The 12,908-nt window shown below is 66.3% G+C and carries 13 protein-coding genes; 10 read left to right on the top strand and 3 right to left on the bottom strand.

From position 1 onward, the window contains the following. Positions 1 to 63 precede the first annotated feature (63 nt). From rocD to hemB, 5 genes are all read left to right on the top strand, one after another. The gene (gene rocD, locus LJ737_RS03845; protein WP_317206642.1) at positions 64 to 1,326 is read left to right on the top strand and encodes an ornithine--oxo-acid transaminase; all 1,263 of its coding nucleotides are present in this window, start codon (positions 64 to 66) and stop codon (positions 1,324 to 1,326) included. Between the two features lie 178 nt (positions 1,327 to 1,504). After that, positions 1,505 to 1,741: a hypothetical protein gene (locus tag LJ737_RS03840; RefSeq protein ID WP_227763113.1), complete on the top strand. Its 237-nt coding sequence runs from the start codon at positions 1,505 to 1,507 to the stop codon at positions 1,739 to 1,741. Positions 1,742 to 1,876: 135 nt separating this feature from the next. Continuing rightward, positions 1,877 to 2,425: a hypothetical protein gene (locus tag LJ737_RS03835; RefSeq protein WP_227763112.1), complete on the top strand. Its 549-nt coding sequence runs from the start codon at positions 1,877 to 1,879 to the stop codon at positions 2,423 to 2,425. 309 nt (positions 2,426 to 2,734) lie between these two features. Then, positions 2,735 to 2,962 (top strand): hypothetical protein, encoded by a 228-nt coding sequence (locus LJ737_RS03830; RefSeq protein WP_227763111.1) that lies wholly within the window; start codon positions 2,735 to 2,737, stop codon positions 2,960 to 2,962. 96 nt (positions 2,963 to 3,058) lie between these two features. Then, complete coding sequence (hemB, locus tag LJ737_RS03825) at positions 3,059 to 4,051, top strand: porphobilinogen synthase (RefSeq protein WP_227763109.1); 993 nt, start codon at positions 3,059 to 3,061, stop codon at positions 4,049 to 4,051. 92 nt (positions 4,052 to 4,143) lie between these two features. On the opposite strand, the gene LJ737_RS03820 is transcribed toward hemB, so the two are convergent. Further along, positions 4,144 to 4,848 carry a phosphatase PAP2 family protein gene (locus LJ737_RS03820; protein ID WP_227763108.1) on the bottom strand — a complete coding sequence of 235 codons (705 nt, stop codon included), beginning with the start codon at positions 4,846 to 4,848 and terminating at the stop codon, positions 4,144 to 4,146. Between the two features lie 435 nt (positions 4,849 to 5,283). Beyond that, positions 5,284 to 6,738, bottom strand: coding sequence for an APC family permease (locus tag LJ737_RS03815; RefSeq protein WP_227763107.1), 1,455 nt, complete (start codon positions 6,736 to 6,738; stop codon positions 5,284 to 5,286). Between the two features lie 150 nt (positions 6,739 to 6,888). Here LJ737_RS03815 and LJ737_RS03810 point away from each other — a divergent pair, with 150 nt between their 5' ends. From LJ737_RS03810 to LJ737_RS03800, 3 genes are all read left to right on the top strand, one after another. After that, positions 6,889 to 7,830, top strand: a complete 942-nt coding sequence (locus LJ737_RS03810; RefSeq protein ID WP_227763105.1) for a cation diffusion facilitator family transporter — start codon at positions 6,889 to 6,891, stop codon at positions 7,828 to 7,830. A 149-nt stretch (positions 7,831 to 7,979) separates the two neighbouring features. Beyond that, positions 7,980 to 9,215, top strand: coding sequence for a glycoside hydrolase family 1 protein (locus tag LJ737_RS03805; protein WP_227763103.1), 1,236 nt, complete (start codon positions 7,980 to 7,982; stop codon positions 9,213 to 9,215). Between the two features lie 221 nt (positions 9,216 to 9,436). Beyond that, positions 9,437 to 10,144: a phospholipase D-like domain-containing protein gene (locus LJ737_RS03800; RefSeq protein ID WP_227763101.1), complete on the top strand. Its 708-nt coding sequence runs from the start codon at positions 9,437 to 9,439 to the stop codon at positions 10,142 to 10,144. Between the two features lie 99 nt (positions 10,145 to 10,243). Here the strand turns inward: LJ737_RS03800 and LJ737_RS03795 are convergent, their stop codons facing one another. Beyond that, positions 10,244 to 11,140, bottom strand: a complete 897-nt coding sequence (locus tag LJ737_RS03795; RefSeq protein ID WP_227763098.1) for an alpha/beta hydrolase — start codon at positions 11,138 to 11,140, stop codon at positions 10,244 to 10,246. A 224-nt stretch (positions 11,141 to 11,364) separates the two neighbouring features. On the opposite strand from LJ737_RS03795, the gene LJ737_RS03790 reads away from it, so the two are divergent. Both LJ737_RS03790 and LJ737_RS03785 read left to right on the top strand, forming a co-directional pair. Beyond that, on the top strand, positions 11,365 to 12,090 hold the full coding sequence (locus LJ737_RS03790; RefSeq protein ID WP_227763096.1) for a tetratricopeptide repeat protein: 726 nt from the start codon (positions 11,365 to 11,367) through the stop codon (positions 12,088 to 12,090). Positions 12,091 to 12,156: 66 nt separating this feature from the next. Beyond that, entirely contained in the window at positions 12,157 to 12,858 is a 702-nt protein-coding gene (locus LJ737_RS03785) for a hypothetical protein (RefSeq protein ID WP_227763094.1), read from the top strand. The last annotated feature ends 50 nt before the right edge of the window (positions 12,859 to 12,908 follow it).

Genomic DNA, 12,908 nt, shown 5'->3' with positions numbered 1-12,908 from the left:
GCCTGCCCGTTTTCCGTACTTTTGAAGCCTCCGACCCCATTGCCCATCCCAACCATTCCCGCTATGTCCGTCAGCACGCCCCCCGCTACCGCCGCCCCCATTCAGCTCAGCAGCCACGCGCTGATGCAGCTCGAAGACCAGTACGGTGCCCACAACTACCACCCGCTACCGGTGGTGCTCAGCCGCGGCGAGGGCGTGCACCTCTGGGACGTGGAAGGCAAGCACTACTACGACTTCCTCTCCGCCTACTCGGCCGTCAACCAGGGCCACTGCCACCCGCGCATCATCAAGGCGCTGACGGACCAGGCCCAGAAACTCACCCTGACTTCGCGCGCCTTCTTCAACGACCAGCTCGGCCGGGCCGAAAAGTACCTCTGCGAGCTGTTCAACTACGACAAGGCCCTGCTGATGAACTCGGGCGCCGAGGCCGTGGAAACCGCCCTGAAGCTGGCCCGCCGCTGGGGTTACGAGCAGAAGGGCATTGCCCCAAATCAGGCCCGCATCATCGTGGCCGAGCACAACTTCCACGGCCGCACCACTGGCATCATTTCCTTTAGCACCGACCCGGACTCGACCGGCGGCTTCGGGCCCTATATGCCCGGCTACCAAGTGGTGCCCTACGACGACCTGGCGGCCCTGGAAGCGGCCGTGCAGGACCCGCACGTGTGCGCTTTCCTCGTCGAGCCCATTCAGGGCGAAGCCGGCGTGGTGGTGCCCGCCGACGGCTACCTGGCCCACGCCCACCAGATCTGCAAACAGCACAAGGTGCTCCTGATTGCCGACGAAATCCAGACCGGCCTCGGCCGCACCGGCGAGCTGCTGGCGTCCTGCTACGAGGGCCTGCACGCCGACATTCTGGTGCTGGGCAAGGCCTTGTCGGGCGGGGTGCTGCCGGTGTCGGCGGTGCTGGCCCGCAACGAAATCATGCTGGGCATCAAGCCCGGGCAGCACGGCTCGACCTTCGGCGGTAACCCGCTGGCCTGCTGCGTGATGACCACGGCCCTGGACGTGCTGCTGGAAGAAAAGCTCACCGAAAACGCCCGCGCCCTGGGCGAGGTGTTCCGCGAGCGGATGCGCCGCCTGCAAGCCAAGCGCCCCGAGGTGGTGGAGCTGGTGCGCGGCAAGGGCCTGCTCAACGCAGTGGTCATCAAGCCCGCCGCCGACGGCCGCACGGCCTGGGACGTGTGCGTGACCCTGATGGAGCGCGGCGTGCTGGCCAAGCCCACCCACGGCGACATCATCCGCTTCGCCCCGCCGCTGGTCATCACCGAGGAGCAGCTGCACGAGGCCTGCGACGTGATTGAGGAGGTAATTCTGGCGTTTTAAGCCCGCGGTAACGCGCGCCGGCTGAGCCATTTGCGGGGCCCGGCCGGCGCGGGCGGCTTTCCACTCAGCCAGCCAGTTCGGATTTTCGCACAGCCCCGGAACGGTTTCACCGAGTCCGGCGGTTAGGCGGCGGCGGAGCACCCTAGTTTTGCACCGTCTTCACCGCTAATCCGCTGTTATGCTGACCCGTTACGCTCTTCTGTTGGTAGTTTCCGCCCTGTCGCTGACCAGCTGCCAGACTACCAAGTCGGCACTGACCACGCCGCGCTGGGAATTTACCGCCGTCGACGCTACCGACAGCACGGAAGCCGTGGTGCTGATGCACAGCTCGCAGGGCCCCGAGCCCGCGCGGGTGGTGGTATCGGCTGCGGAAGCGCGCACGCTGCTGGCCGAACGGGCCGAGGCGGAGCGCTAAGCGAGCGAGGGGAATGAGTGAATGCGTCGCCGCGCCAGGTCTTGTGATGGGGACCGGGCGCGGCGAACTGCTTTGCGGCCGGTGCGTACGTAGGGCCACTGCGGCCTACCTTGGCGCAGGTCACGCTACTCGCTGATGCGTTTTTCTACTCCTCGCTTTATCTGCCTTGCGGCCGGCGCGGGCGCGCTGAGCGGCCTGCTGAGCAGCTGCGCGGGCACCAAACCGGCCTTTTCCTTCCAGCCCGCTCCCGTAACGGCCAGCCCACCGACTTCACCCGCTCCGCCCCCCGCTGCCGCGGCGCCGGTAGCTGCGCCGGCCGCCCCGTCGCCCGCGCGGCCCAACGCGCTGCCTGTATCCGTCCGCCCGGCTTCCCGGCACTGGCCGGCCCACGCGACGCCCGCGGCCGCGGTCCGCCGCACGCCGCTGGTGCGCCTGCAGCGGCCCGCTAGCCGCCACCAAGCCCGCCGGCCCGCCGACGAGGGCCGCCGCCCGCACGACACGCTGCACATTATTTTGGGCGCGCTGCTCATCCTCGGCAGCGTGGCCGTGGGGTTGTGGTTGGGCGGCTGGTTGGGCTTGGGTGTCGGCGCGGCCATCATGCTGCTCGGCGACTATTTTCTGGTGCTCGGCATCGGCGGCAAACACGCTTGGCAGGAGATATTCCAGGAGTTCTTTAATATGTGAGGTTGAATAACCTTGCGTGCTATGCTCCCATCGGCCAGCCACTGGCTTCGTTATGTGCTTTTAGCAACCAGCCTGCTGGGCGTAGGCTGCCGCGCTCAGCAGGCCGCCTTCACCTTTCGCCCGGCTACTGCTCCTGCCGCAGCGCGGCCCGCTGCGGCCCAGCCGCCCGTAGCCAGCGGAGTGCCCGCAACGCCGCTCCCTCTCGCCCGCCCGCTGCACCGAGCCGCCCGCCCGCTGCTTCCGAAGCCGTTTCGCCCCTCACGCGGCGCGGCTACCGCGACCAAGCCACGGGCCCGGTTGGCCGCCCCCGTGAGTCACCAAGTGCTGCGCCCGGCCGCAGTGCGGCAGCGCTCGGCGGCTGTTCCGGCGCTGCGGGGCAGCGACGTGCGCGAACTGCTCAGCCTGCTGGCGTTGCTAGGCGGCATTGCGCTTTGGGTGGTCGTGGGGGGCTGGGCCGGGGCCGGTTTGTTTGCCCTCAGCCTGCTGGTGCTCTTCGGCATCATGATTTGGGGCTTTGGCAAGGGCGACATGCCCTAGCGGCCGGCCAGAGCTGTTCCTCGTTCGGGTGAGGCGGCCCGCCCCGCAACTTTATCTTTGCCCCGGCTGTTTTGCCCGGTTGATTTACACGTTCTCATGGCACTAATCCCCACGCACCGCCCCCGGCGGAACCGCAAGTCCGAAGTCATTCGCAACATGGTGCAGGAAACCACCCTGTCGGTGCACGACTTCATCTACCCTGTGTTCCTCATCGAGGGCGAGAATAAGACCATCGAAGTCACGTCGATGCCCGGCATTCAGCGCTTCACGGCCGACCGCCTCCTCGACGAAATCGGCCAGTGCGTCGACCTCGGCATCAAGGCGTTTGCGCCCTTTCCCAGCATCGACGACCGACTCAAGGACCGCCTCGCCAAGGAAAGTCACAACCCCGACGGGCTCTACACCCGCACCATCGGCCAGATCAAAAAGGCCTTTCCGGACATCGTTATCATGTCGGACGTGGCCATGGACCCCTACTCCAGCGACGGGCACGACGGCATCGTGGACCCCGATTCGGGCGAAATCCTGAACGACGCCACTCTGGAAGTGCTCGGGCAGATGGCCCTGGCCCAGGCCCGCGCCGGCGCCGACATCATCGGCCCCTCAGACATGATGGACGGCCGCGTGGCCTGGATCCGCGACGTGCTCGACCGCAACGGCTTTGCGCACGTGAGCATCATGAGCTACACGGCCAAGTACGCCTCGGCCTTCTACGGCCCCTTCCGCGACGCGCTGGGCTCGGCCCCGAAAAAGGGCGACAAGAAAAGCTACCAGATGAACCCTGCCAACCGCCGCGAGGCCCTGCGCGAGCTGGCCCTCGACGAGCAGGAAGGCGCCGACATGGTGATGATCAAGCCCGCGCTGAGCTACCTCGACGTCATCCGGGAAGTGCGCAACCACACCACCCTCCCCGTGACGGCCTACAACGTATCGGGCGAGTACGCGCTGGTGAAAGCCGCCGCCCAAAACGGCTGGGTCGACGGCGAGCGAACCATGATGGAAGTGCTGACGAGCATCAAGCGCGCCGGCGCCGACGCCATCCTGACCTACTTTGCCAAGGAAGCCGCCGCCGTGCTGCGCCGCGGCTAAGCCCCACCCTGTACCCCACTTCGGTAACACCAAGGGCAAGCTGCGGCTTGCCCTTGGTGCTTGTTGGGGGCTGCGCAAACGCGCCGACGGCGTTAGTTGCCGTTGCCAAACATAAAGCTGAGCAGTTGCCGGATGCCGTTGAACATATCGTCGATCTGGTAGGTCATCAGAAACAACCCGACGTAGAACGGGCTTGGGTGTCGGCGCTGCCAGGCCAGTAGCGGGGCATAGAGCCGTTGGCGGAGCGCCGGCAGGTTACAGAGCACAGCCGCCAGCGCCCCCACCAGGCCGCCGGCCAGCAGGTCGGTCGGGTAATGCAGATCGAGGTAGACGCGCGGTAAGCACACAAACACTACCACGTAAAGCAGCGCCGCGACGCCCAAGCGCCACGACAAAAAGCAGAAGCCCGTGGCCAACGCAAAGAACAGCGTGGCATGGTCGCTGGGAAACGAGCTTCTGTCCTTGCTATCGGCCACGAGCTGCGCGCGCACCGGCCTCAGGGTCAGTTCTGTATTGTGCAAGGGACGCGGGCGCTCCGGAAACGCGTGCACCAAGACCCGCGCGACAAACATGCCCAGCAGGCAGCCAGTCAAAATTCCCAGAATAATCTGGCGCTTGTGCATGGCCACCTCCGGCTCGGCGCTGCTAAACCACACCCACCACATAACGACGGTAAACAGCACCCCTTTGAAAAGGCTACTGTAGCTCAGAAACTCGACGAATACGTCGAACCTCGGCCAAACATGCACCCATTGGTTGAGTGCTTCCAGAATGTGGCGGTCGAAAGCAGGTACCATAACGGTAGAGGAATTGGATAGGCATCCTGAATTTACATATAACTTAGCCATAATGTAATATTAATTCACTAAATATTTCAATTTAAAACAAAGCAATTGTAGTCCAACCCAGACTGCATCTGTAGCTAGTTGTAGCTGCCACTTTGCGCACTGCCTGTTTGCACGTGGAAAAACCTTGATGCCACCGCGGCTACCACCTAAAGGCAGTAACAGCTTGAGTATGATCAGCTATGCTGCTCAGCTCCGTTTCGGTTCGAACGGCTCCTGATTTTTATCATGTTTTGATAAAAAACGCACTATTATCTTGCAAACGTTGCAATGCAAGAAGCAAGAGCCGGCTGCCAAGAGCAGTCAGTTATTGCCGCTCAGCGGGCCCCGGTCGAAGTGGTGTTCGGCCGGGGCTTTTTGCGTCGAGTCTAGCCCCGGCCTCGCCGCCTAGTCGTTGGCGGTGGCACGGGCGGTGCCAAATGGCCAACGGCCCAGCCGTCGGCTCCAAAGCAGGAAAATAATCGTGCCCAGGCCCATCATCAGCAGGGCCGCCACCTGAAACGGCAGAACCACCTGGGTGTGCGCGGCTTCGTTGGTGTGGAGCACAATACCATCCTTGATGCTCCAGAACACCCACAGCCACACGACCACCGCCACCACCACCGGCAGGGGGTAGAGCGGCATGCGGAAGGGTAGCCCCGCGGTGCCCCGGCGGCGGCGCAGCAGCACCAGCCCCACGGCCTGCCCCACGAACTGCACCAGGATGCGCATGGCCAGAATGGCGCTGATGACTTCGCCGAGCTTGAAGAGCAAACTGAACACGAAGCCCACCCCACCCAGCACCAGCAAGGACACGTGCGGGAAGTGCTTGGTGGGGTGCGTGCGGGCAAATACGGGCAGAAACTCGCCGTCGGCGGCCGCGGCGTACGGGATGCGCGAATAGCCCAGCAGCACGGCAAACAGCGAGGCAAAGGCGACCCAGAGCACCAGCGCGGTAGCTGCTTTGGCGGCGGTGGCCCCGTAGAGCCGCTCCACGAAGGTGCTGACGATGAACTTCGACTCCTTCGCTTCCTGCCAGGGAATGACGGTGCCCACGCTCCAGTTCAGCAGCAGGTACAGGGCCATGATGCCGAGGATGCTCAGGAAAATGCTGCGCGGAATCACGCGCTGCGGCTCCCGGATTTCGCCGCCCAGGTGGCACACGTTGTAGTAGCCCAGGTAGCTGTAGATGGTCTTGACGGTGGCCTGCCCCATGGCCGCCGACAGCAGAATGCCCGGCAGCGCGGCTGCCCCGCCGGCCGGCAGCCAAGCCACCGCGTGGGTGCTGTGCGTGAGCCCGCCGATAATCAACCAGGCCATCAGGCCCAGCACGCCCGTCCAGAGCAGCACGCCCAGCCGACCGATGTCGCCGATGCGGCGGTAGAGCAGGACCATGAGCAGCAGCACCACCGTGCCCGACACCAGCTTGGGCTGCCACCATTCCGTCAGCGGCACGAGGTAGCCGAAGTACTGGGCGAAGCCGATGGCGCCCGAAGCCAGCACCAGCGGGGCCTGCACCAGGGTTTGCCAGACGTAGAGAAACGAGAGCAGCCGGCCCCATTTCTGTTCGCCGTAGGCCAGCTTCAGAAAGCGGTACGAGCCGCCGGCCTCGGGGTAAGCCGCGCCCAGCTCCGACCAGATCAGCCCGTCGAAAATGCTCAGGCCGGCGCCCACCAGCCAGGCCAGCAGGAAGTATGGCCCCACAAACCCCATCACCAACGGCAGCGTGACGAAGGGCCCGATGCCGACCATGTCAATCATGTTCAGGGCCGTGGCCGAGAGCAGGCCCAGCTCGCGGCGCAGCGGGGGCGCGGCGGCCGGGGCGGTGGTGTCGGGAACGGCAGGCGTAGACGTATCGGGCATAGCGCGGAGCGAGGGTGAAGCGGCGGGGCCGCCGGCGCGGTGTAACCCGCGAAGGGGGCAGCAGGTTTTGGGCGTAAGTTGCGGGCTATTCAGCCAAACGTGCCGGCTTACGTATAGCAAGGCCGGTCCGACCACTCTAACCGCGTTTCTGTGGCAAACCCCAACTCTTCTAAAGCCGCTCTTTACGGTGGCCTGCTCGCCAACGTCGGCATTGCCGTCAGCAAGTTCGTCGCCGCCTACTTCACCCGCAGCTCGGCCATGCTCTCCGAGGGCATCCACTCCCTTGTCGACAGCGGCAACGCCATTTTGCTGCTCTACGGCATGGGGCGCAGCCAGCGCCCAGCCGACGCGCGCCACCCCTTCGGCCACTCCAAGGAGCTGTACTTCTGGGGCCTGATCGTGGCCGTGCTCATCTTCAGCATCGGCGGCGGCATGTCGTTTTACGAGGGCATCAAGCACATCGAGCACCCCGAGCCGCTCACCGACCCGCTCTGGAACTACCTGGTGCTCGGCATTTCCATCGGGTTTGAAGGCTGGGCGCTGTACTTGGCCGTGAAGGCGCTCTACCAGATGCCGGGCGCCCGCGAAGCCGGGTTCTGGACCACGCTGCGCAGCAGCCGCGACCCCGCCGTCTTCGCCTCGGTGCTCGAAAACCTGGCCGCCGTGGTGGGCCTGGCCGTGGCCTTGTTGGGCGTGTACTTCGGCCACTTGCTCAACAACCCCTTCCTCGACGGGGCCGCTTCCATCGTCATCGGCGTGATTCTGATGCTGGTGGCCGTGTTTTTGGTGGCCCGCACCCGCGCCCTGCTGGTGGGCGAAGGCGTGGACGAGCAAACCCTGGCCACGCTGGCGCGCATCACCGAGCAGGACCCGGCCGTGGAAGCCCAGGCCCGCACCCCGCTCACCATGTACCTCGGCCCCGACGACGTTATCCTGGCCCTGGACGTGAAGTTCCGCCGCGGCATCAGCGCCGGCGAAGTAGAGCAGGCCATCGACCGGCTACAGGACCGCATTCGGGCCGAGTACCCAGAGTTCCGCCGCATCTTCATCGAGGCGCATTCCGTATCGGCTCGGGAGCGGGCCACTGTTTAGCTTACGACGGCCGCCCGCTAGGCCCTAAGCCCGCGCCGCTTGGTGCGGGCTTTTTGGCCCTTACCGGTTTATTTCTGAGCTTGTTCCAGTCATTCCCGCGCCCTTAGTGGCCGCTGACCCGGCGGCTGTCACCCCTTACCCTTGCTTGTATGCTCGACTACGCCGCCGCCCTTGGCCAGCCCGCTTCCCCGTTTCAGTCGTTCTGGATGGGGGGCTACGAATGCACCGACCAGCAAAACTGCTTCGGCCACCGCGTCGACTTCCTGCACCTGACCGGCCACTTTCAGCAGCTCGACGCGGACTACCAACGCCTGCAGCCCTTCGGCATCGGCACGGTGCGCGAGGGCATCCGCTGGAGCCAGGTGGAGCGCACGCCCTACCACTACGACTGGAGCACGGTGGCCGCCATGCTCGAAACCGGCCAGCGCCAGGGCATTCAGCAGCTCTGGGACCTGTGCCACTTCGGCTACCCCGACGACCTGACGCCGCTGCACCCCATGTTTGCGCGCCGCTTCGCCTCGCTGTGCCGCGCCTTCGTGGATTTCTACCGCTCGGTGCGCCCCGAGGGCGAGCTAATCGTGACGCCCATCAACGAGGTGAGCTTTATGAGTTGGCTGGGCGGCGACGCCCGCGGCACCGTGCCCTACTGCGTGGGCCAGGGCTGGGAGGTGAAGTACGGCCTGATGCGCGCCTACATCGAGGGCGTGGCCGCCCTGCGCGAGGCCGATCCGAGCATCCGCATCCTCACCACCGAGCCGCTGGTGAGCATCGTGCCGCCGCACGGGGCCACGGCCCGGCAGCGGCAGGAGGCCCGGCTGCGCCACGAGCACCAGTACCAGGCCGTGGACATGCTCAGCGGCCGCATCTGCCCCGAACTGGGCGGCCGCCCCGAGTACCTCGACCTGCTGGGCTTCAACTACTACTACGACAACCAGTGGGAGTGCCACAGCAACGCCCGCCTGGGCTGGGCCAACGAAACCTGCGACCCGCGCTGGCGCCCGCTGCGCAGCCTCTTGCAGGAAGCCTACCAGCGCTACCACCGCCCCGTCGTCATTACCGAAACCAGCCACCCTCTGGAGCACCGCCCCGACTGGCTGCGCTTCGTGGCCGGGGAGTGCGCCGCCGCCATCGAGGCCGGCGTGCCCTTGCTGGGCGTGTGCCTCTACCCCATCATCGACCGCCCCGACTGGGACTTCCTGGACCGGCCCTGGCACCGCTCGGGCCTCTGGGACGTGGAGCAGCGCGCCGACGGGCAGCTGGAACGGGTGCTCTACGCGCCCTACGCCGAAGCCCTGCTGAACGCCCAGCAGCAAGTCGCCGCGGCGGTGCCCGGCCGGCGCAAAGCTCGGAAGGCGTCCAAAGCGTCGGCCCTGCTGCTGCCCTAGCCAATCCGGCAGGCCGCCGTGCTGCCCTGCCCAGGCCGTCAGGTCGAGCTTGGCGAGGCATCTCGCGCGCTTTATCAGAACAACCGAATTAGAACGTCATGCTGAGCTTGCCGAAGCATCTCTACTGGTTCGTTCGCCCTAATTCAACGAAGCGGTAGAGATACTTCGACGAGGCTCAGCATGACGTTCTGATTTGTTAACCCTCTCCCATCCGCTTTCCCATGCCCCACTCCACCGCCGCCGCTGACCCCGACCTGCTGCTAAACCGATTCAGCCAGGCCCTGCAAGACGCCACGCTCTCGGCCACCGAAGCTCAGCAGCTGCGCGAGGCAGCAGCTAGCTTTGCCGCCGCGGGCGGCGACGTGGCCCAGCTGCGGCGGCAGGTGTTTGAGCTGGCCAAGGGCTTCGTGGGCACCCCGCTCGACAAAGCCGTCATCAACTGGCTGGCCGGGGCCACGGCCCTGCTGCCCGGCGCGGCGGCCCACCAGCCGCAGGTGTACTTCAGCCCCGGCGACGAGTGCGTGGGCGCCATCCGCCGCTTTATCGGGCAGGCCGCCGCCCACCTCGACGTGTGCGTATTCACGGTGGCCGACGACCGGCTGACCCAAGCCCTGCTGGCCGCCCACCGCCGAGGCGTGCGCGTACGCCTCATCACCGACAACGACAAGCTGCTCGACCGCGGCTCCGACGTGCGGGAGCTGCAGCAGGCCGGCGTGCCCGTGCGCGTGGACCGCACCGCCGACCACATGCACCACAAGTTTGCCGTGGCCGACCACCGCGCCGTGCTCACCGGTAGCTACAACTGGACGCGCTCGGCAGCCCTCTACAACCTCGAAAACCTGCTCATCACCGACGACCCCGCCGTGGTGCAGCCCTACGACGACGCCTTCGACAAGCTCTGGCACGAAATGGCCGTGTTTGAAGGCTAGTCTTGCTTGGCCTTCGCACCCAGGCCGCCCACATCCGGGCCGGCCTTGTGCAGTTGCGACGGGGCAGCGCGGCTACTCAGCCAAGCCAATTTCGGGGCGTTACGAGCGAGGGGCGCCCCCGGCTTGGATGAAAGCCAGCAGCTCGCGGTAGATAACGTTGTCGGACCAATAGAGCTGCAGCACCATGGCCGCGTGCTTTTTGCCGGGCAGTACGTGGTAGGGCGGCGCGGCGCCCAGCGCCGCCAACCGCTGCCGGAATGTTTCGTTGCTGCGGGTGATGGACGGGTACGTTTTTTCGCCCACGAACACGAGGAAGGGCGGCACCCCGGCGCGCAGGTGGTAAAGCGCAGAAGCCGCGCGCCAGCCCGCCGGCTCGGGGCCGAAAGGCACCAGGTACTGCCGGTCGTCCTCGAACTCCATGCGCTGCAGGTAGTCGTACATATCGAGGCCGGCGGCATCGTCGAGCACCACGCCGCGCACGGGGTTGCGCGGCTGCCCGCGGCGGGCAAACAGGGCATCGTCGGTGGCCAGCCAGGCCGCCAGCCCGCCCCCGGCCGAGTGGCCCAGCAAGTAGATGCGCCCGGCGTCGCCACCGTACTCACCGATGTGGGCCTGCACCCAGAGCACGGCGCGGGCGCAGTCGTCGGCCATTTGCGGCACGCGTACTTGCGGGGCCAATCGGTAGTTTATCACCACGGCTACCAGGCCTAGGCGAGCCAAGCGCCGCCCCACGAAGCGGTAAAAGTCTTTGTTACCGCTGTTCCAGCTGCCGCCGTGGATAAACACTACCACCGGCCGGGGCGCCGCTCTTCCTTCGCGCTGGGCGTATACGTCGAGGCGGTGGCGGACGGCGTCGTAGTCCGGGTCGGTGGCGGGCACGTAGGCCACTTCGGCGCTGCGGTGGCTGGCGCGGGCCACGGCGTATTCGTTGGCGGCGCCCAGCAGCAGGGGCACTAGCAGCAGGGCCGGCACGGCCAGCCATCGGCGAAAAGTCATAACCGGTAGTTACGGCCCGCTCCGGGCCAGCCGACCTACGCAGCCGGCCGCGCCCCGGATGCCGCCGGCGGAGCCGGGCCGTACAATTTCCGCGCCCGGGCGGCGTTGTAGCAGCTTCGGGCGGCGCCTGCCTCACCCGCGCCGCGGGCCGGCACCCGCGGTTGTGGCCCGGCCGCTTACCTTTAGGAACTCGGGACGCGCTGCCTGCGTCCCGGTTAGTACCGATGAAACGACTTCCTTTTCTGCTTTCCCTGCTGACGGCGGGCCTGCTGCTGGGCCGCCCGGCCCTGGCCCAAAAAGTCAAAGCCAAAACCAAGGGCGCCGCCACCGACGTGCCCGCCGCGGCCCGGCGCCTGCTGCCGCTGTTCGGCGGCCTCACGCCCGAAGCAGCCCAGCAGCTGGTGGGCGCGGCCTTCCTGCAGAGCGCCGACCAGAGCTTTGCCTCCCGTGCCGAAGCCAGCCAGTTTTTCTCCACCAAGGCCTACGAGTACCTGCGCGAAGGCCAAGCCGACACGGCCCGCTACCGCTTCAACCTGGCTTGGGTGCTCGACCCGAAAAACCCCGCGCCCTACCGCGGCCTGGGCCTGCTCACGGCCAGCACCTCGCCCGACGAGTCCTTGGCCCTGCTCAACCAAGCCCTTACGCTGGCGCCCACCGACGCGCAGCTGCTCACCGACGTGGGCGGCGTTTATCTCATCCGCTTCGAGCAGACCAAGAAAAACAAGGACCTGAAAACGGCCGACGACTACCTGCACCGCGCCCTCGCCACCGACGCCAACAACGCCTACGCTTGGCAGCAGTTGGCCTGGGTGCAGTTCAAGCAGGAAAACTACCCGGCCGCCTGGGAGTCCTTGCACAAGTCGCGCAACCTGGACTTCAGCGGCATTGATTTCGAGCTCATCAGCCAGCTCAAGGAAAAACTGCCCGACCCGCAGGGCATGTTCAAGTAAGTCCGGGCCCGGCAACGCCCGCCGTCCGGCGGGCGTACCCTAGCCCACTCACCATTTCTTCGTTTCGTGCGCATAGCCTCCTTTCTCCTCGGCGCCGCCTTGCTGGCGCCTTTGGCCACGCAGGCCCAGGGCCCGCGCCGCCACTACGACGCGCAGGGGCGCGGTTTCTACCGTGGTCCGCTGCGCCTGACGGCCGGCGGCGGCGCGGCCCTCTACTTCGGCGACCTGGGCGGCCTGCGCCCCGGCCCGGCCGTGAGCGGCGGGCTGGTGTACACCTGGCGGCCGCACTGGGCCGTGGGTGGCGACGTATCGTGGTTTCAGCTAGCCGGTACCGACAAGTTGCGGGAGCGTAGCCTAGCCTTCCGCGGCCGCAACCTCTCGCTGACCAGCTTCGTGCGCTTCGAGCCGCTGACCGACCCCTCGTGGTACGGCGCCACGCGCAACCAAGTCCTGCGCATCAAGCCCTTTTTGCAGGCCGGCGGGGGCTTTGCCATCTACAATCCCAAGGCCTACCGGGGCGTGAACGTGCCGAATGTGCCAGAAGGATTCCTTTCGCCCGAACGGCCCGATTACCCCGGCACGGCCCTGATTGCGCCCGTGGGCGGCGGGTTGAGCTTCAACGTGGTGCCCCGCCTCTGGATAACCGCCCAGGGCCTCTACACCTTCACCACCACCGACCACCTCGACGACGTGAGTCAGCGCGGCAACCCCGCTCAGAACGACGGCTACGCCACCTTCGAGTTGAAAGCCGAATACCAGATCAAGTAAGCGCCGCCCAAGCGGCCGGCGGCGTCAGCGGGGCATTTGCGCATCGTTGC

This window comes from Hymenobacter sp. 15J16-1T3B (assembly GCF_020711235.1).
Taxonomy (GTDB): Bacteria; Bacteroidota; Bacteroidia; order Cytophagales; family Hymenobacteraceae; genus Solirubrum.
This window is presented reverse-complemented; position numbering and strand designations above follow the sequence as displayed.